The organism is Mesorhizobium sp. B1-1-5 (assembly GCF_006443065.1).
Taxonomy (GTDB): Bacteria; Pseudomonadota; Alphaproteobacteria; order Rhizobiales; family Rhizobiaceae; genus Mesorhizobium.
Genome location: NZ_VFWS01000108.1, coordinates 1 through 17,298, shown reverse-complemented (window position 1 = coordinate 17,298; position 17,298 = coordinate 1). Strand labels below are relative to the sequence as shown.

The following is a 17,298-nucleotide window of genomic DNA, read 5'->3' as shown; positions in this document are numbered from 1 at the left end:
GACGACCCGAGCTTCACCGCTCCGATCTACGCCAACCTCTTCGCCGACGAGGAAGGCGAGGGCCACAGCCTCATCTGGTCCCGCCCCAACCGCCGCAACGGCGAGTGAATCGGCAGACGCCTCGCCGGTACCGGGCGAGGCGTCTTCTGCCGGTGATCGCGCAAGCTCTCCGCGCCGCCGGCCGCCACGACAGGCTTCCTGTCGTTGAATGCGTCGCTTGATGCGCGATGGCCTGGAAGATGGTTGAGCGCTGCTAGCGCCGGTCGTTGCAGGCGACGGCGCCACTTCCGAAGGCCTCCTAGCGGTGCGAAATAGCGCCCCTCAATTGCGCACCTGATCATCGTGCCCTTGCTCCTCCATCCTGGCCATCGATCGCCGTTCAACCGCAACGGCCGGAAGGAGAAACCTCATGAACGCCGACGCCGCGCCACTGCCGCCGCGCTACCTGCGCACTTCTGAAGCCGCGCATTTCCTCAGTCTCTCGGCGCGCACGCTTGAGAAACATCGCACCTACGGCACCGGGCCTGCCTATCGCAAACTTGGCGGCCGCGTCGTCTACGCCGTCGACGACCTCCAGCTCTGGGTTCAGCGCGGCGCGATGACATCGACGTCCGATCCGCATGGCTCGGTGCTGCCCGCCAAGCCTCAGGCCGCCCGCCTGATCCCTTATGCCGGGCGCGAACGGCGCTGAGCCCGCTGATTTCCCCCTTGTCGGCACGACTACGCCCACCGTTGGAGCGCGAACAGCTCGACCTGTTCCAGGCGCTGCCGGGCGTGGTCGCGCCACGCGATGCGCAGGACCTCATGGCCTATCCCTTCTTCTCCCTCGCCAAATCCAGGCGCATCGCGCCGATCGACTTTCACGCCGGCGATATCGCGATCCGTGTCGAAGCGATGCCCGGTCACGGCATGGCGACGATCTGGGATGCCGATATCCTGATCTGGGCCGCTAGCCAGATCGTCAGCGCGCGGGACGCCGGATTGCGCACATCCCGCCTGATGGCCGCGACGCCACACGAGATGCTTACCTTCATCGGCCGCGGTGTCTCCAAGCGAGACTACCTGCGCCTCAAGGCGGCGCTCGATCGCCTGCAGTCGACAAGCGTCGTCACCTCCATCCGCCAACCCGCCGAGGGCCGGCGTCATCGCTTCTCGTGGATCAATGAATGGCAGGAACGTTCGGGTCGAAACGGCCGCCCGCTTGGCGTCGAACTGATCCTGCCCGATTGGTTCTATCGCGCCGTCATGGACGACACGCTGATCCTGACGATAGACCGGGCCTATTTCGGGCTGACCGGCGGCCTGGAGCGTTGGCTCTATCGCCTGGTACGAAAGCATGGCGGGCGCCAGCGCGCCGGCTGGCGTTTCGACATCCGCCACCTGCATCGCAAGTCCGGCAGCCTCTCGCCGCTCAAGCGCTTCGCCTTCGAGCTGCGTGATATCGTGCGTCGCCAGCCTTTGCCGGGATATCTGCTGTTCACGGAGGTCGAAGCCAGCGGCCGTGTGTTGTTGGCTTTTGAACCGGCGCCGACGCCTGTTGACAGAATCGTGCCATCGGGAACCCGAACTATCGTGCCATCGGGAACCGCCTCCTCGTGCTTTCGGGAACCGCGATCGGCCTTAAGGAACGGACCCGAAACGAAAAATCGCGCTCTTAACTTGGAGTCTAATTCTCAATCTAACAGTCTTGCGGAGCAGCCGCGGATCGACGGCGGGGAGCAGAAGCCGCGATTTGTCGGCCGACGCGGTGGAGGCGACGCATGACGCGGTCTCCTCAATCGACGCCGCGCGCCGGCCTCACGACTGTGGAGCTGATCTGGATCGAGAAGCGGATCGAGCACCGGATCCGCTTCGGACGCCCTGCCGATCAGACGATCATCGACACGCGGCGTCGCGTCGTGGGATTTGCGCCGGGCGGTGTTTTTGCGTTCGTCCGCTGGGCGGCGAACGACTTTGGCACCGTCGTTTCGCGCATCGACATCGTGCGCGCCGTCTTGCCCGCTGAACCTTATCAGACGCTGCCTTACATCCGGCCAGGCGCCGAGATCCTGCTCAAGATCGCAGGCTGGGACAAGGTTGAGCGGGTTCTTCAACTGATCGATACGATCGAGGCGATCGGCCTCGATCCGGTCGATGCCGCCCCTGACTATTGGCGTCAGACCCACAACCGACTGGTTGCCGGCGGAACGCCGCGCGCCTATTCGCTCGAGCAGCACCGGGCCTTTCTGTTGCGCAAGCGAGCGACATCATGAGCCGCGCCGGTTGCATGGCCGTGACGCTTGCAGCCGTTGCCGCGATCGTCGCTCCAGCTGCTGTGGAAATGCCGCCGCTGCTGCTATGGAACGCATCGGCCAGCGCACCCCTCGGGCTCTATGCGATCCGGAGAATGGCCGTTCCGTTGGCCGGCGCGCTCGCCGTCATCGAACCGCCGGAGATCGTCGCTCGGTTCGCCGCCGAACGCGATTACCTTCCGCTGGGTGTGCCAATGCTGAAGCACATCGAAGCGCTTCCTGGACAGGAAGTTTGTCGCGTTGCTGGCGTCATCATGGTCGACACAATCGCGATGGGCACCGCACTGGAGCGCGATCGCAAAGGACGCGCGCTGCCTGACTGGCAGGGCTGCCAGATCATCGCCGCCGACCAAATCTTCGCCATGAACCGGAATGTCCAGGACAGTCTCGACGGCCGCTATTTCGGCCCGTTCCCGATGGGCTCGATCGTTGGACGCGCGATGCCGCTTTGGACCGACGAGAGGGGCGATGGCCACTACACCTGGCTCGCTCCCGCGAACTGAAATTCAGCACAGCCAACAAGAGGAAGGAGATAGTCACATGGCCGAGATCGGCGTCTTCCATGAAACGGAATCCGGTTACTCCGGACGCATTCGAACACTGCTCGTGGACGTCGCGCTGGTGCTTGTCCCGATCAGGACGTCCAACGGCAATGCGCCGGATTTTCGCATTCACATCGGCGATGGCAGGGGCCCCGAGGTCGGCGCGGCCTGGAAGGAAACCGGGCAGACGGCTGGCGACTATCTGTCCTGCCGACTGGAGGATCCGCTGTTTGGCCGACGCTTTCGCGCCGGTCTCTTCCGCTCCGACGACGGTTCCTGGTCGCTGCGCTGGATCCGGCCGAAATCGGGGCCGGAGCGTGCTCGATGAGTGCGCCATCGGCGCCGAAATATGCGCACGAAAGCCGCCCCGTCAGTTGGTTGCCTGGTCGGAGGCAAGCACGTTGGCTTATCGCTGGCATGCTGATTTTTTGTCACGCGATGACGGAGGCCGTCGCACAGAGCGCCCCGGGGCCACGTATGCCTGCGGACGATCCATATGCCACCCATATCGCCGAGGCGTCGCATCGCTTCCGTATTCCTCAGCTCTGGATACGGGCAGTCATGCACATCGAGAGCGCCCGCGACCCACGCGCCGTGTCGCGCAAAGGTGCAGTGGGTCTGATGCAGATCATGCCCGCAACCTGGGCCGAGCTGCGCCTTCGTCATCAACTGGGCAGCGATCCCTACGATCCGCACGACAACATCCTTGCCGGCACCGCCTATCTTCGCGAGCTCTATGATCGATACGGTTCACCGGGTTTTCTCGCCGCCTACAATGCGGGGCCGGGGCGCTACGAAGCCTCCTTGAAGGGCCTCCCGCTGCCGGCAGAAACCCGGGCCTATGTTGCGAAGCTTCGCCCTTTGTGGCGCGGCGGTGATGCGCCCGGCGCGCTCACCGCCGGTCATGCCAAGGCCATCACTTGGAACCTCGCGCCGCTGTTCATAGTGCGGTCCGGGTCCTTGGCCGATTCCGGTCACTCGTCCGGCGAGCACGCTTCTTTCGAGGTCTCATCGTCACTGTTGGTGCGCAAACTTTTTGCGGCCAGTTCGCAGCCGCGCCGACTGTTCACCGGGCCTTACGTCCGGACATCGCGGCGATGATGAAGTCTCCGCCAAATCGCGCCCCGGCGCCTCTTTGGGCGTCGTGGCCTTTGAGGCGCATAGGGCACAAGGCAACAACCGAAGGATGGCAAGATAAAAGGGCGCACATTGTGCTGCGGTCGGTTGGTTGCATTTATTGGGTTTTTTGCCGCTTCTCGCACATTGCGGCACCTCGGCGCAATGTGCTTGGAACATGCAAATCATTGTATTTGCCTGTACTTATGGCAAGGTGAGGGCGGGCGCCGTGTCTGATGAGCACGAGTTCCGCATCCGTCCGGGCCGCATTCGCTCGACGCGAGCCCAATCGTCGCGGCCCTTCATCGCCCAGGCGCTTGCGGCAGCGCAAAAGGCTGGCGGCAGCGTGTCGCGCTCAGGCCGGATCGGGACAGGCAAGCGCTCGCAGTTCGGACGCGGCAGGGCAGCGAGCGTTCAAGCCAATCGCTTCCTCACCGGCCGCTCCCGCCTCGCCACGATCAAGACCCGCGTGGTTCGCCATGCGAAACGTGGCGCGCCGCTGGCGACCCACCTCAACTATCTGCGCCGCGAAGGAGTCACACGCGACGACGCGAAAGCCCGCATGTTCGGACCGGAGGTCGACGATGCGTCGACCACGGATTTCGTCGATCGCTGCAAGGACGACCGGCATCATTTCCGCTTCATCGTGTCGCCAGAGGATGCCGTCGAAATGGCCGACCTGAAATCCTTCACCCGCGATCTCATGGGTCGCATGCAGAAGGATCTCGGCACGACGCTCGACTGGATCGCGGTCGATCATTGGAACACCGACAATCCCCATGTCCACGTCATCCTGCGCGGCCGGGCCGACGACGGCCAGGACCTGGTCATCTCGCGCGACTACATCAGCCGCGGCATGCGCGATCGCGCCAGTGACCTCGTCACGCAGGAGCTTGGCCCCCGGTCGGATCTTGAGATCCGCCGGCACGTCGAGCGGCAGGTCGAGGCCGAGCGGTGGACCGGGCTCGACCGCCAGTTGCTCCGGGACGCGCGCGACAACGGTGTCATAGATCTCGCGCCACATGCCGATCGCCAGCCTGACGAATTCATCGCGCCAAAGATCGGGCGGCTGCGCAGGCTGGAAACGCTCGGCCTCGCTGAACAGCTCGGTCCTGGCCAATGGATCGTCAGCGAGAGAGCCGAGGCGACGCTGCGCCAGATGGGTGAGCGCGGCGACATCGTCAAGCGCATGCATCGGGCATTCGCGGTCCGCGACATCGAACGCCCGAGCGCCAGCTATGTGCTTGCCGCTGAGAACGTCGATGAGACGATTGTCGGCCGTCTGATCATCGAGTTTCCACGCGGCATCGTGCAAGGCGAGATGCCGCCGATTTTCGTTATCGGCGCGGACGGCGAGGCTGAAATCACCAACAGCCGCGTCTATCAAAACATCCTCATCGTCGATCGCCTTTTTGGTGCGGCCGAACTGCGTCTTGGCGCCGGCAAACGGCAGCAGGCGGTCAGGATCGTGCGTGTCGATAGAAGAACCGATGGGCTGCGGCGGGGCCCAAGCGACAGCGCCGCGTCAAAGCTGCCGAACGCAACGCACACGGGAGCGCCGCAGCCATGAACGAGAAGAACATGGCCGTCGAACCCATGCGGCTTCGCGCCGACCCGCCGCGTGTGACGCGTCTGTCGCGCAAGATGCTCGCAGGCATCGGCTTCGTCGCCTCGCTCGGTGTCGGCGGTGCGCTGATTTACGCTCTGCAGGATGCCAACACGCTCAAGCAGGGCGAGGAGCTCTACCCAACCTCCAATCGGCCGCCCGCCGATGGACTGGCAACACTGCCGCGCGACTATGCCGGCCCGATCCTTGGGCCGCCGCTGCCTGGCGATCTCGGCAGGCCGATCCTCGATGCTCAGAACAACGGGCAGGCGGTCGTGCCGCCCTCAATCGCAAGCCCCGCGATTGACGAAGCCGAGCAGCGCCGACGAGCCGATGAGGAAGCGGCCAGAACCTCGCGCGTCTTCTTCCAGACAGGGCAAGGAGATCCCAGGCCCGCCGAAGCGTCCGCTCCTGCTGTTAACGACTTTGCCGATCAGTACGGTCAGCCAAGTGCGCAGGATCGCCAGCTTTCCTTCCTGTCCGCCGCCGCTGACCGGCGGACCGTGGCCCCGGATCACATCACGCCGCCCGCGTCACCCTATGTGCTTCAAGCCGGTGCCGTGATCCCGGCCGCGCTCATTACCGGCATCCGCTCGGACCTTCCCGGACAGATCAGCGCTCAGGTGACCGAAAATGTCTATGATAGTCCCACCGGCCGCTCGCTGCTCGTCCCGCAAGGCGCTCGTATCATTGGGCAGTACGACAGCGGAATTGGTTCCGGGCAGCGCCGCGTGCTGCTTGTCTGGAACAGGCTGATCTTTCCCGACGGGCGCTCCGTCGTGCTGGAGCGGCAGCCCGGCGCGGAAGCCCAGGGCTATGCCGGCCTGGAGGATGGCGTTGACTATCACTGGGGCGAGTTGTTCAAGGCCGCGGCGTTGTCGACCATTCTGAGCATAGGCGCACAAGCCGGTTCTTCCGATCAAGACAGCGATATCGTGCGCGCTCTACGAAGCGGCGCTTCCGATAGCGTCAGCCAGGTAGGCCAGCAGGTGGTTCAGCGGCAACTCGCTATGGCACCGACGCTCACGATCGGGCCGGGGTTTCCCGTTCGCGTCCTTGTCACCCGCGACCTTGCCCTTGAACCATACGGAGGTTGACATGGCCAAGTTGAAACTCGCAACGATTGCTGACGACAAGCCAGTGAAGATTACGGTGGAACTGCCGGCGCCCCTGCATCGCGATTTGGTGAAATACGCAGAGATACTCGGGCGCGAGACCGGGCGGCCATCTGCCGATCCATCGCGCTTGATTGCGCCGATGCTTGAACGGTTCATCGCAACGGACCGCGGCTTCGCGAAAGCGAAGAAGGAGCAGGCTTGAACCGAGCTTTCCGATGGCCCATGACCGGCGAGCGTTGAGCCGAGACGCCGATAGGATGCTCTTCTGCGATGGTTACATCCTGCGCGTCAGTCGCACGATAATCCGACGCCGGTCGGAAAGGTGGGAATGCCGTCGATTTTCTGCTGTGTGGGTGGGGCGGAATGAGAGAAGTTTAAGGAGCGGCGCTATGTCTGGCTCTCGCAATTGGTCAAGCTCGACGATGAAGCCAGAACATACATCGACGGGAAATGGCTGCGGTTGTCGTCTCATCGACAGATGAGCTGCATGATGTGATGGAGTCTGACTATGAAGCGCCCGCCGCCGTCGCACTGCAATTCGACATCAAGCCCGTAGCGGAAGGCGCCGAGGCGCTAGTCTAGCCACTGCCTGAGAACCGAAAGAGCGTCACGCCTGCAATTTACCCCGAGCCAACAAATATCTGAGGAGGCAATTCCAATGAAAGCAATCGTTGTTGGAGACCAGACGGCGGGAACAGCCGGAATGAAGCTTGTGGAGCGGCCCGAGCCGCAAGCCGCGATAAACGACGTTGTCGTTCAGGTGCACGCGGCGGGCTTCGTCAACACCGAACTGGAGTGGCCTTCGACCTGGGCGGATCGGGGCTTTCGTGACCGGACACCATCGATCCTCGGCCATGAATTGGCCGGTGTGGTTACCGCGCTTGGCTACGGTACCACGGGGCTGTCGATCGGTCAGCGAGTGTTCGGCCTGTCGGACTGGCATCGCGACGGCACGCTCGCCGAGTACGTCGCAATGGAGGCACGCAACCTTGCGCCACTGCCCGGCGATGTCGACTTCACGGTGGGCGCAAGCCTGCCGATCTCGGGCTTGACTGCATGGCAGGGGCTGTTCCAGCACGGCCGCCTTCAGGCGGGGCAGAGCGTGCTTGCGCATGGCGCGGCCGGTGCCGTCGGTTCGATCGTGGCGCAGCTCGCACGGGAAGCCGGAGCCTATGTCATCGGCACCGGACGCGCCGCCGACCGCCAGAAGGCTCTCGACTTCGGTGCACACGAATTCGTCGACCTCGGGAACGACAGTCTGGAGGACATCGGCGGCGTCGATCTGGTGTTCGATGTCATCGGCGGGGGTGTCCAGAAGCGGTCGGCAGCGCTGATCCGGGCAGGGGGAACACTGGTGACCGTCGTCGGCCCGACGGATGTTCGACCTTCAGAAGGCCTGACGATCGACTTCGTCGTCGAGTCCGATCGCGCCCAACTGGGTGAGATCGTCCAGCGGGTGCGCGACGGACGGCTGCGGACGAACATCGGCAAGGTCTCGAGCCTGGATGATGCCGTTGCAATCTTCAACGCAAGCGAGCGGCGCACCGGAAAGACGGTCATCCGCATTCGTCCGTAAAAGCTCGGGAGGGCGGCCGAAACCCTAACCTGAGGCCGTGCTGCTGAACCAGCCGGGAAGGCTTGGAGAACTCCCTCACCCTGCTGCAGCGCGCGACGCCCCGTTAGTGCCAAGTGACTACGAACCACAAGCGATTTGACGGCCTGAACGCGGGTGATGTCTCATACGAATGTGCGTCCTGAAGGGCCGCTGGTACGACATCCAGACGAGCGAAGCAGGTCATCGAAGAGGACGAGACCGGCGACGACGTGAGCCGGGAGACGTGCCCCGCTTCATGCAGCCGGACGAGACGGTGGCGAAGACCGGCGCCAATTCCGATCGCGTCGACGGCGCGTGCAGCGGGTTCTGGCTCGGTCACCCATACAAAGAGAGCCGCTTTGCGATCATAGGCCTGCGGGCCGGCGTCAATGGCGGCTACACCATCGCACCGATCACCAACACGCTCGACCGAGGCAGCGGCTACACCAGCCAGACCTCGCTGGGCAATCCGCAAGGCTCGGCCGGGGCGGACAGCCGCTAGTCCGAGAGCAGTTTCACCATCGTCAGGCGCATGCTTGCCAGTCTTCGTGCCGAACTATGAAATGCCTCCCGCTCGGCTTCGAGCAGAAATTCAAGCGTCATCACGTCAAGCAGGAATTCATCCACCGCTTCAGCCAGTTCGTGCGACTTGCCTTTGATTTGAGCAAGCAGCGCGCGTGACTCCGCGACCAGGTTGGCGCCGCCGTCCTCGATCAGCCCCTCAAGCTTACCGAAGCAGTCCAAATCTGAAGTCCCCTGCGGCGACCCTCAATCGCCGACGAGCCGGAAAGTTCCCAAGCGAAACAAAAATTCGATGACCGCATCTCGCGAGCAGGGATCGCTCGACGAGCTCTTCGAAATCTAGACCGCCAGTATCGAGCACCCATGGCTAGTGCGGATGCCTAAGGCGATCGCAGGTGACAGTGGACATCCGCGCACCGGCAATGACGGGACTATGCTCGCCCGCTGCGCGGCGAACATCTTCGGAAGATGTTTCCCGGTCCCTCCTTATGAGTTGCCCGGCAAGACCTTTGTCTCGGGAGTAGTGCGACTGAGGAGTGAGGCTCAGTTATTTCGGGAACGACACACGCGCTTTGTTGTTTTGTGATCGGCCTGCCGCGTACGTTGCACTTTGCGCACCCAGGCTACTCCAGCACCTGCCCGTCGGCCTCTGCCGGCGGGCTTTTTCTTTTCTTGACAAGGGGCGCAACCAAAGGCGAGTTTGACCGCATTTGAGGGATCATCCGATTTGGGAGGGTCTCGTGCCAATTCGTCAAAGAGCCCGAGAAGCTGGCATCTTCAGTTCTTCGGACCTGGAGTTGCTCGGTCGCGTGTTCGACAAATTGAAGGTCGAACATCAGTCTCCCGAGCGACGCGAAGCTCTCGCGTCTCGCCTTCTGGCCAACTACCTGGCAGGGATCAGGGAGGAGGCTGAACTGCTGTCAGTGTCAAAACTGCCACTCGGTCGCTAGTTTAGGCTGACCGTCCCGGGAAGAGGAGCAAAAGCAGTTTGAGGAAGATGGCCCGTCGGCTCGGTCGGCGGGCTTTCTCGCTTTCTGCTACGCCTGATCCTCACCCGAGACCTTCCCGCTCACAACCAGTTCGGCGCGATGCATGGAGTTTCCGATGTGTCGCAAAGGAAGAGACGACAAGAAAGACCTGCCTGATCCATAGGCTCGGCGGACGGGCATTTCCAAAGACCCAGCCCGAGAGCTTATTGACAGACGACAGACCCGTCGACCATCTGCGGGGCTTCGACGCGCACGGCATCGGCCAGCACGGGCGCGGTGCCGGTGGCAAGCGCGCTGGCGCCGACCGTGCCGACAACGGCCAGGGAAGCGACGGCGGCCATCAGGCGCTTGCGGGTGCTGGAAGATATGCTGGGGGAATTTTTCATGATCTCGTATCCTCTTCAAGATTGTGCCCTGAAGGGCGTCCTGTTTAAGAAGAATAGAGAGGGGAACATTACGATGTCATATCCAGTGCATGAATCTTTAGTAAGGTTTGGTCGTACAGTACAGACTTTAAAATGGTCTGGTTGCGGCCATCCATGTAGGGACCGGAAGCTTCGATCTCAGACAAAGCCCGTTCATCAGCGGCTCTTACGCTCTAATCTCCTGCCTCTGGAATGAAACGTAGGCGATGGTGAACAGCACCAGAAGTGCTGCGATCATGCCGGCGAGCTGCGGCCAGATGAGGGCGACGCTCAGCGAAAAGGGCAGGGGGGCGCCCATCAGTGCCCCGCTCAACTGATCGGTAAACAGCAGACCGAGCGAACGCGTTGCCGGATTGAGCAGGGCCAGCGTGGTTTCTCCGTAGAGGGTGTTGGGCGAGATGCGTGCGATGGCCTGCTGAACATCGATCTGATGAACTGCCGTCAAGGGATCGAGCGGGTCGACCGGCGCGACGGCTCCGGCAATGAGCGGCGCCAGCATGGGCCAGAACACCGTGAACAGCAGCCATGCCGTGAGCGCGCAAAGCGCCGACGTTGCCGGCGATTTGACGATTGTGGAGAAGGCCATCGCTACCGCCAGCCAGACGCCGGCGTAAACGAATGAGGCGAACAGGAAGGCAAGACCGCGGGTGATCTCCTCACCGCTCGGTGGCAGCCCCAGCAGGAGCATGCCAAGACCGGTCACTAGCAGCCAGAGAGCCAGCAAGCATATGGCGATCACCAACAAACCGCCCATGAACTTGCCGGTAAGAAGCGCGTCACGATAGATCGGCTGTGACAGGACGCGCGACAGCGTACGGCGATTGTATTCGCCATTGATGGCGTCAAAGCCAAGCGCAATAGCCACCAGAGGCACCAGGAAGCCGAGGAAGAATACGAAGGATGGCAATGGTTGTTGCGCGGTGGTGAAAAGGCGCAGGAAGAGGAACTGGTCCTCACCGACTGTGGCCTTGATCTGCCCGATCGCGGCATAGACCGAGCCGATGGCGGTGAGGAGCACCAGGACCATCACCAGATGAATGCGAATGCTGTTCATATGATCGGCTGCTTCCTTGAGCGCGATCGTCGACAGGCCGGCAAACGGCGATCCTTCACGCCGCGACGTCATGGTTTTCTCCCTCGAAAAAGCGAACATAGACCTCGTCGAGAGTGGCCTTGCGCATGGATATGGAATGAAGTACTCCGCCGGCGCCAACGATATGATGCGCAACGTCCGCCCTCACATCCGCGTCGGCGTCGATGCGCCATCGGCGGTCCTGCAAGGGCGTCAGGCCGGACACGTGCCGCACCCCGGCCAGGACCTTCACCAGATCCGCATTCTCGGTTTCGACTTCGATCCTGAACGTGCCGCCGAGGACGTTGGCGGTGAGCTCTTCGACCCGGCCGACGAGGCCGACTTGGCCCCTACGGAAAAGGGCCACCCGGTCGCAGATCGTCTGCATCATCGCGAGTTGATGGGAGGACAGCACGAACGTCACGCCCTCGCCCGCAAGCTCGCGGATCAAGTCCAGCAGCTCCTGGGTCGACTGGGGGTCGAGACCGGAAGTCGGCTCGTCGAGAATGGCGATCTCCGCCTTTTTGACCAGCACCTCCGCCAGCCCGAGCCGCTGGCGCATGCCGCGCGAGAAAGTCGCGACGCGGCGATTGGCGACCTCCTCGAGCCGCACCCTCCCGAGGGCGCCGGCGATGCGCCCGTCGGCCTCTTTCGATATGACGCCCGCAAGCCTTGCGGTGTAGGCGAGATTTTCCCATGCAGTCAGATGATCATAAAAGCCGATCTGGTCCGGCAGGTAGCCGACCCGCGTTTTGACGGCCAGCGGCTGGCGCAACGGATCGAGTCCGAGCACACTGATCGAGCCCGCAGTCGGTTCCGTGAGACCGAGAAGCAAGAGGATGGTGGTGGTCTTTCCTGAGCCATTAGGGCCTAGCAGGCCGAACACCTCGCCCTTCTCGACCGCGAGGTCGATGCCATCAACCGCCGCGAAACGACCGTAGCGCTTAATAAGGCCGCGCGCTTCTATGACCGTCGTCATCGGCGTCCATACCGCGTTACGGCAAACGCGAGCATCAGCGCAGAGGCGCCGATAACCCCGAGGCCAGTCACGCCCCACAGCGTGGATGTGCGCACCGTCACCCGGAAATTGGCGCTATCGGATGCGCCATCTCCATTGGCGCGGACCGAGACCATATAGTCGCCGGCGATCGCCTGGTTCGAAGGTGTCATTGAGACGCCGACATTGGATGTTCCGCCTGGTGCGATCTCGTCGACTTTCTCTGGATTGAAGGTGACTTTCCAGCCAGCTGGCGGGCTTGCGGAAAGCTTCAGATCGCGGGCAGGGGCCGACCCGCTGTTCGACAGTGTGAATGTGAAGGTGCGCTCCTGACCCGCCGTGGCATCGCCCGAAAGCCGGCCCTGGGGACCTGAAAGAGAAACGGATGGCCTGCCGGTGATGTCGAGCAGCAGTCTGGTATCGGCGCTGGCGCCGCCGCCGCTGGCGGCTACGGCCACCGGATACTGGCCCGCCTGGGCGTTGTCGGGCGGCTGGACGCTGATGGACAGCGTTTTCGATTCTCCCGCCTTCAGCGGCAAACTGGTCAGTTCCTGCGAGCCGTAGCCCTGCTTGAAGGTCACCTGGAAGCCGGGTGGCGCCTTCGAAAGCAGGTTGACGGTCGAATCCTCCTGGCCGTCGTTCTTGATGTCGACCTGGAAGTCGAAAGCCGATTTGGCGGTGCCGCGCAACGCCGGGAGTTTGGGTTCCAGCGTCAGCTTTGCAGGCTCGGTCTTGGTGAGCGTCATCGCCATCGGCAATTTCAAAGCCTCGGCGGAGGTCTTGCCGGACACGGCAAAGTTGACCCCTTTGCCGATATCGCCTTCAGGCGGCGTCAATTTTAGCGTCAGGCCCACCGTGCCATCAGGATCTGCGATTGCCGCCGTAACGGGTTTGCCGCCGCCGTCGATCTCCCACTTCCAGCCACCGGGCAGGCCATCGACTCCGAACTCGACGCGTTGAGGCGGCAGTCCGCGGTTAGCCAGCTTCAAGGGCACGCTGACGTTCTTCCCGGCCTGGGCCGAGAACTCCGGATAGGGCGTGGTCAGCCATAAGCCGGTCGGCGACTGAGCAGCGGCACTCGCGGCGGACTGTGCGTGTGCCTGGGGCACAGTTGAAGCCAGGCCGATTGCCGTCAGGCCTGCTGCGATCCAAGTTGTCGGGGTCGAAAAGGGCGCGCGAATACCCGCAGGAATCATGCATACCTCCCGCTCATAAACCGAAAATTCTGTTTCCTTGCAACGCCTTGGAGGCATTTCGCGGGGAGAAAATTGCAGCCGCTAATGTGGCGCGAGTTGGGCGATTTCAGCCGATCAGGCTGTGTTCACGGATTTGTGCCTTTTTGTAATAGCGCGTGATGACGCGACCAGTGTCGCTCGCAGCCGAAACGGCGGTCCAACCGGCCGTGAAGCAGATGCTGTGCAATGACGAACGGCGATCTCGGGATCTTGGCAACGTTTCCACGGACACGGCATAGTCGCGGAATATTCAAACTGGGTCGCTCGTCCGCCCGACCCATCGGTTCGGTCAAAATTGCGCTACGCAACAGAACGCAGGAACGTTCCGTTTCCCCAGGCATTTCCTTAAGTCTGCATATCATCCACTCCTACTCGCCGGGGCCCGGAAAATTGTCAGCCACGGAGCATAAGCTTGCGAACCCTGACGCCGGTGAGATCTCGATCGTCGCTCTCATTCCTGCCTTGCGGGCTTTTGCGCGAACGTTCTGTCGGGAGGCCTATGACGCCGACGATCTCGTCCAGGAGACGTTAACCAAGGGACTTGCCAACCTGGACAAGTTTGAGCCGGGCACGCGCCTGAAGTCATGGCTCTTCACCATCATGCGCAACACGCACTACACGCGTGTCAAAGCGGCGGCCAGGGAGGCGCCCGGCCTGCTCGACTGCGCCTCCAGCCGGCCGATTTCGGAACCCTCCCAGGAATGGTCCGTCCAAAGCAGGGAAGTGCATCAAGCCATCCAGAAGCTGCCGTCCCATCAGCGTGAGGTTTTGATGCTGATCGGCGTGCTGGGCGTCAGCTACGAAGAAACGGCGGAGATCTGCGGTTGTGCCGTCGGAACCGTAAAAAGCCGGCTTAACCGTGCCCGTGCCGGTGTTCTGGAATTCCTGGAGGAAAACTCGCCGCAAGCGCTGATCGAGCCACGCCGTCAACTTTCGGAGCACCATTCGGATACTGGCGCGCAGGACGCCAAGACCGCCGAAGCCTACCTGCGCTGAGCTCTCCCCTCATTGCCTTCCCCTGTCTCATCAACGAGGCCCAGTTCAGGCCGAGCAGAGAAACAAGTTCGAGCGCCTGCGCTTCGGTGATACCCGCCTTTGCGACGTAGGCAGAGTGGCCCGGCAATGCCGTTCAAAGTTGTTCGTTGTCGTCTCCAGCCGCCCAGGCATGGCGCAACGAGGCGGCCGACTGTATTGGGCGCCCAAATCCCCGCAGCCGCTGCGCCACGGTATCGACCAGAACCGCATTCGATGCCGCCATCGAACCGTCCGGCTGCAGAAGATTGTTTTCGAACCCGACCCGGACGTCGCCACCAAACAATGCTCCCGCGCATACGCAAGCAGCCTCGTCACGACCGAAGGCGCAGACCATGAACGACCGGAAACGCGGAATGCCGGGTGAAAGAAACGGCAGCAGATCGTTCGGGGCAGATTGCTGTGACGCCGTATAGCGGCCGAGAACCAAAAGCACGGGAATGTGATCCCAGGGGATCAGGCCGCGCCGGTGCAGGTCGAACAGATACAAAGCCTCGTCAGGGTCGTAAAGGATGATCTGCGGCATTATGGTTTCACGCTTCAGCCAAACCAGGAATGCCGCAAAATCTGGCTCGGCATCTCTGCCGGGGACAAGCTCACGCAGCGCGAGCGATACCGCCTCGGGTCTGGTCTCGCGCACCACATCCATCTGCCTTCCAGGCTCGTACGCGCCAAGCGACTCGCTTGTGATCTGCACCACCATGCCGTCGCCGACTGCCTGGCGAACGGCAAGGATGGCAGCCCGATAGGCGTCAGGATCGAGAATGTGCAGGCCGTGCCGGTCGCGCACGTGGAGGTGGATCATTGCCGCGCCCCGCTCGAGGCACTCGGCCGCCGCTCGAGCGAGTTCGGCAGGCGTCATGGGCAAGGCCGGATGGTCGGCCTTGGTGCGCCGGCCGCCATTCGGCGCAACGGCAATGGCAACCGGCCTATCGGAGGATCGGGACATCATGTCGGGACCAGACAATTGGATCATTACGATATCTTGTGAATCACTTGTTGCAAATAGGATTGAGGCGCGCCAGACTGCCGTGATGGGTCAGGGGCCTTTGACGGAACGCATCATCGCAGAGTTCGACGGCATGTCGGCGCAGCTGCAGGCCGCAGCGCGCTACATGCTCGACCATCCGAGCGACGTGGCCCTTCTTTCGATGCGCGAACAGGCGAGGCAGGCAGGCGTGCAGCCGGCCACGATGACGCGTCTCGCCAAGCATCTCGGCTTCGAAGGTTACGACGTCATACGCGATACCTACGCGGCAGCGGTTCGGAGCGGATACCAGGGCTTTGCCGGAAAAGCCGGGATCCAGGTGCTCAGCCAGAAGCTCAGGGGCGATCGCGGCCAGGCCGCCGAGATGATGGATGCGCTCGCCGCCACATCGACCGGCTTTCGGGGCCGGAGGTTCTGGATAGGATCGTGGCGGCCGCGAGTTGCCTCTCGTCGGCGCGGCGGATCTATTGCCTCGGCCTGCGCTCCAGCCACCCCGTCGCCTGGCACGTGCACTACGTCCTGTCGCTCGTCGGCGATCGATCGGTGCTGCTCGACGGCGTTGCCGCAACCGGTGCCGACGCGATAGGCCGCGGCACCCCCGACGACGTGCTGCTGGTGGCGAGCGTGCTCCCCTACACGCGCCAGACGGTGGAGATCGCCGAATATGCCGCCAGGCGCGGTGTTCCGGTCATTGCCATCACGGACAGCGAGGTGGCGCCGCTCGCCCAGATCGCAACGAAGGTCATCCTCGTGCCGACGCAAAGTCCGTCCTTCTTCCACACCATGGCGCCGGCCTTTGCTGTCGCAGAAATTCTGGCTGCGCTCCTTACCGGCCACGGCGGCGAGCAGACCTTGGCGGAACTGCGACGTACCGATGAGCATCACGCAGCGCTCAACGTTCACCTCAAACCGCGTCTGGGCAAGAAATGACCCATCTGCTCCACCGCACCATCAAAGGCTCGCTCCCCTTCGCAGTGGGCGGCAAGGGCATCCGAATATTCGACAGCGACGGCCGCGCTTACATCGATGCATCGGGCGGCGCGGCCGTCTCGTGCCTTGGTCATGGCCATCCAGATGTCATGGCGGCGCTGCGTGATCAGCTCGACCGCATTGCCTATGCCCATACCAGTTTCTTCACCACCGAGATTGCCGAGCGGCTGGCCGACCGCCTCGTTGAAGATGCACCCGCTGGTATCAGCCATGTCTATCTCGTCAGCGGCGGATCGGAGGCCGTCGAGGCCGCGCTGAAGATGGCGCGGCAGTATTTCGTGGAGAAAGGCGAGCAGCAGCGCCGCCACGTCATCGCCCGCCGCCAGAGTTATCACGGCAACACGCTCGGCGCGCTCGCTGCAGGGGGCAACGAATGGCGGCGGCGGCAGTTTCAGCCGCTGCTCATCGAAACCCACCACATCGATCCGTGCTTCGCCTATCGCTATCAGCTGCCCGGCGAAAGCGACGCCGAGTACGCTGCGCGAGCGGCGCAGGCCCTGGAGGACAAGATACTCGAACTCGGCGCCGGCGAGGTCATCGCCTTCGTCGCCGAAACGGTGGTCGGCGCGACTGCCGGAGCCGTGCCGCCGGTGGCTGATTACCTGAAGCGCGTCCGAGCCATTTGCGACCGCTACGGCGTCCTGCTCATCCTGGACGAGGTGATGTGCGGCATGGGCCGCACCGGCACGCTTCACGCATGCGAGCAGGAAGGCGTCGTTCCCGATCTGATGACTATCGCCAAGGGACTCGGCGGAGGCTATCAGCCGATCGGCGCCGTGCT

20 protein-coding genes and 3 pseudogenes are annotated in these 17,298 nt (G+C 62.9%); 17 read left to right on the top strand and 6 right to left on the bottom strand.

The annotated features are described in order from the left end of the window. The 14 genes and pseudogenes from FJ980_RS24030 to FJ980_RS23970 form a co-directional block, all read left to right on the top strand. The coding region (locus FJ980_RS24030; protein ID WP_140546212.1) for a DUF736 family protein at positions 1 to 108 on the top strand (108 nt) is incomplete at its 5' end. A gap of 301 nt (positions 109 to 409) precedes the next feature. Then, positions 410 to 691: a helix-turn-helix domain-containing protein gene (locus tag FJ980_RS24025; RefSeq protein WP_041002472.1), complete on the top strand. Its 282-nt coding sequence runs from the start codon at positions 410 to 412 to the stop codon at positions 689 to 691. 17 nt (positions 692 to 708) lie between these two features. After that, positions 709 to 1,764 (top strand): replication initiator protein A, encoded by a 1,056-nt coding sequence (locus FJ980_RS24020; protein ID WP_140546211.1) that lies wholly within the window; start codon positions 709 to 711, stop codon positions 1,762 to 1,764. Next, positions 1,761 to 2,252: a DUF2840 domain-containing protein gene (locus FJ980_RS24015; RefSeq protein ID WP_140546210.1), complete on the top strand. Its 492-nt coding sequence runs from the start codon at positions 1,761 to 1,763 to the stop codon at positions 2,250 to 2,252. Before FJ980_RS24020 ends, FJ980_RS24015 begins: the two co-directional genes overlap by 4 nt. After that, positions 2,249 to 2,794 carry a S26 family signal peptidase gene (locus tag FJ980_RS24010; protein ID WP_140546209.1) on the top strand — a complete coding sequence of 182 codons (546 nt, stop codon included), beginning with the start codon at positions 2,249 to 2,251 and terminating at the stop codon, positions 2,792 to 2,794. The genes FJ980_RS24015 and FJ980_RS24010 overlap by 4 nt, the downstream gene beginning before the upstream one ends. A 37-nt stretch (positions 2,795 to 2,831) precedes the next feature. After that, entirely contained in the window at positions 2,832 to 3,161 is a 330-nt protein-coding gene (locus tag FJ980_RS24005; protein ID WP_140546208.1) for a DUF736 family protein, read from the top strand. A 110-nt stretch (positions 3,162 to 3,271) separates the two neighbouring features. Then, positions 3,272 to 3,934, top strand: coding sequence for a lytic transglycosylase domain-containing protein (locus FJ980_RS24000; RefSeq protein WP_140546217.1), 663 nt, complete (start codon positions 3,272 to 3,274; stop codon positions 3,932 to 3,934). Between the two features lie 244 nt (positions 3,935 to 4,178). Continuing rightward, positions 4,179 to 5,243, top strand: a pseudogene (locus FJ980_RS23995) (relaxase/mobilization nuclease domain-containing protein); the annotation flags it as partial. Continuing rightward, complete coding sequence (locus tag FJ980_RS35495) at positions 5,220 to 5,519, top strand: TrbG/VirB9 family P-type conjugative transfer protein (RefSeq protein WP_281406339.1); 300 nt, start codon at positions 5,220 to 5,222, stop codon at positions 5,517 to 5,519. The pseudogene FJ980_RS23995 and the gene FJ980_RS35495, both read left to right, overlap by 24 nt. Then, positions 5,516 to 6,652 carry a TrbI/VirB10 family protein gene (locus FJ980_RS23990; protein WP_140546206.1) on the top strand — a complete coding sequence of 379 codons (1,137 nt, stop codon included), beginning with the start codon at positions 5,516 to 5,518 and terminating at the stop codon, positions 6,650 to 6,652. Before FJ980_RS35495 ends, FJ980_RS23990 begins: the two co-directional genes overlap by 4 nt. Before the next feature lies 1 nt (position 6,653). Beyond that, positions 6,654 to 6,875, top strand: coding sequence for a DUF2274 domain-containing protein (locus tag FJ980_RS23985; RefSeq protein ID WP_041002529.1), 222 nt, complete (start codon positions 6,654 to 6,656; stop codon positions 6,873 to 6,875). A 147-nt stretch (positions 6,876 to 7,022) separates the two neighbouring features. After that, positions 7,023 to 7,229, top strand: a pseudogene (locus FJ980_RS35970) (DUF3788 family protein); the annotation flags it as partial. A 102-nt stretch (positions 7,230 to 7,331) separates the two neighbouring features. Continuing rightward, the gene (locus FJ980_RS23975; RefSeq protein WP_140546205.1) at positions 7,332 to 8,249 is read left to right on the top strand and encodes an NADP-dependent oxidoreductase; all 918 of its coding nucleotides are present in this window, start codon (positions 7,332 to 7,334) and stop codon (positions 8,247 to 8,249) included. A gap of 274 nt (positions 8,250 to 8,523) precedes the next feature. Next, complete coding sequence (locus FJ980_RS23970; protein ID WP_140546204.1) at positions 8,524 to 8,769, top strand: hypothetical protein; 246 nt, start codon at positions 8,524 to 8,526, stop codon at positions 8,767 to 8,769. Here the strand turns inward: FJ980_RS23970 and FJ980_RS23965 are convergent. The 5 genes from FJ980_RS23965 to FJ980_RS23940 all read right to left on the bottom strand — a co-directional run bounded on the left by FJ980_RS23965 (position 8,766) and on the right by FJ980_RS23940 (position 13,525). Next, positions 8,766 to 9,011, bottom strand: a complete 246-nt coding sequence (locus FJ980_RS23965) for a hypothetical protein (protein ID WP_140546203.1) — start codon at positions 9,009 to 9,011, stop codon at positions 8,766 to 8,768. The two genes, FJ980_RS23970 and FJ980_RS23965, sit on opposite strands and share 4 nt — an antisense overlap. Before the next feature lie 970 nt (positions 9,012 to 9,981). Beyond that, a complete protein-coding gene (locus tag FJ980_RS23955) occupies positions 9,982 to 10,164 on the bottom strand; it encodes a hypothetical protein (protein WP_140546201.1) in 183 nt (60 codons plus the stop codon). 205 nt (positions 10,165 to 10,369) lie between these two features. Then, positions 10,370 to 11,329, bottom strand: a complete 960-nt coding sequence (locus FJ980_RS23950; protein WP_140546216.1) for an ABC transporter permease — start codon at positions 11,327 to 11,329, stop codon at positions 10,370 to 10,372. Further along, positions 11,313 to 12,254 (bottom strand): ABC transporter ATP-binding protein, encoded by a 942-nt coding sequence (locus FJ980_RS23945; protein WP_140546200.1) that lies wholly within the window; start codon positions 12,252 to 12,254, stop codon positions 11,313 to 11,315. Before FJ980_RS23945 ends, FJ980_RS23950 begins: the two co-directional genes overlap by 17 nt. Then, complete coding sequence (locus tag FJ980_RS23940; protein ID WP_246676527.1) at positions 12,251 to 13,525, bottom strand: NEW3 domain-containing protein; 1,275 nt, start codon at positions 13,523 to 13,525, stop codon at positions 12,251 to 12,253. Before FJ980_RS23940 ends, FJ980_RS23945 begins: the two co-directional genes overlap by 4 nt. Before the next feature lie 372 nt (positions 13,526 to 13,897). On the opposite strand from FJ980_RS23940, the gene FJ980_RS23935 reads away from it, so the two are divergent. Continuing rightward, on the top strand, positions 13,898 to 14,503 hold the full coding sequence (locus FJ980_RS23935) for a sigma-70 family RNA polymerase sigma factor (RefSeq protein WP_140546214.1): 606 nt from the start codon (positions 13,898 to 13,900) through the stop codon (positions 14,501 to 14,503). Between the two features lie 133 nt (positions 14,504 to 14,636). Here the strand turns inward: FJ980_RS23935 and FJ980_RS23930 are convergent, their stop codons facing one another. Continuing rightward, positions 14,637 to 15,491 carry a 3-keto-5-aminohexanoate cleavage protein gene (locus FJ980_RS23930; protein ID WP_140546213.1) on the bottom strand — a complete coding sequence of 285 codons (855 nt, stop codon included), beginning with the start codon at positions 15,489 to 15,491 and terminating at the stop codon, positions 14,637 to 14,639. 82 nt (positions 15,492 to 15,573) lie between these two features. Here FJ980_RS23930 and FJ980_RS23925 point away from each other — a divergent pair. Both FJ980_RS23925 and FJ980_RS23920 read left to right on the top strand, forming a co-directional pair. Then, positions 15,574 to 16,457: pseudogene (locus tag FJ980_RS23925) on the top strand (MurR/RpiR family transcriptional regulator). Then, positions 16,454 to 17,298: aspartate aminotransferase family protein (locus tag FJ980_RS23920; protein ID WP_140546199.1), on the top strand; the 845-nt coding region annotated here is incomplete at its 3' end. The pseudogene FJ980_RS23925 and the gene FJ980_RS23920, both read left to right, overlap by 4 nt.

Coding starts and splice junctions, on each gene's coding strand:
- FJ980_RS24025 (WP_041002472.1), top strand. CDS start 410: ATGAACGCCGACGCCGCGCCACTGCCGCCGCGCTACCTGCGCACTTCT.
- FJ980_RS24015 (WP_140546210.1), top strand. CDS start 1,761: ATGACGCGGTCTCCTCAATCGACGCCGCGCGCCGGCCTCACGACTGTG.
- FJ980_RS24010 (WP_140546209.1), top strand. CDS start 2,249: ATGAGCCGCGCCGGTTGCATGGCCGTGACGCTTGCAGCCGTTGCCGCG.
- FJ980_RS24005 (WP_140546208.1), top strand. CDS start 2,832: ATGGCCGAGATCGGCGTCTTCCATGAAACGGAATCCGGTTACTCCGGA.
- FJ980_RS24000 (WP_140546217.1), top strand. CDS start 3,272: ATGACGGAGGCCGTCGCACAGAGCGCCCCGGGGCCACGTATGCCTGCG.
- FJ980_RS23990 (WP_140546206.1), top strand. CDS start 5,516: ATGAACGAGAAGAACATGGCCGTCGAACCCATGCGGCTTCGCGCCGAC.
- FJ980_RS23985 (WP_041002529.1), top strand. CDS start 6,654: ATGGCCAAGTTGAAACTCGCAACGATTGCTGACGACAAGCCAGTGAAG.
- FJ980_RS23975 (WP_140546205.1), top strand. CDS start 7,332: ATGAAAGCAATCGTTGTTGGAGACCAGACGGCGGGAACAGCCGGAATG.
- FJ980_RS23970 (WP_140546204.1), top strand. CDS start 8,524: ATGCAGCCGGACGAGACGGTGGCGAAGACCGGCGCCAATTCCGATCGC.
- FJ980_RS23955 (WP_140546201.1), bottom strand. CDS start 10,164: ATGAAAAATTCCCCCAGCATATCTTCCAGCACCCGCAAGCGCCTGATG.
- FJ980_RS23950 (WP_140546216.1), bottom strand. CDS start 11,329: ATGACGTCGCGGCGTGAAGGATCGCCGTTTGCCGGCCTGTCGACGATC.
- FJ980_RS23945 (WP_140546200.1), bottom strand. CDS start 12,254: ATGACGACGGTCATAGAAGCGCGCGGCCTTATTAAGCGCTACGGTCGT.
- FJ980_RS23940 (WP_246676527.1), bottom strand. CDS start 13,525: ATGCCTCCAAGGCGTTGCAAGGAAACAGAATTTTCGGTTTATGAGCGG.
- FJ980_RS23930 (WP_140546213.1), bottom strand. CDS start 15,491: ATGATGTCCCGATCCTCCGATAGGCCGGTTGCCATTGCCGTTGCGCCG.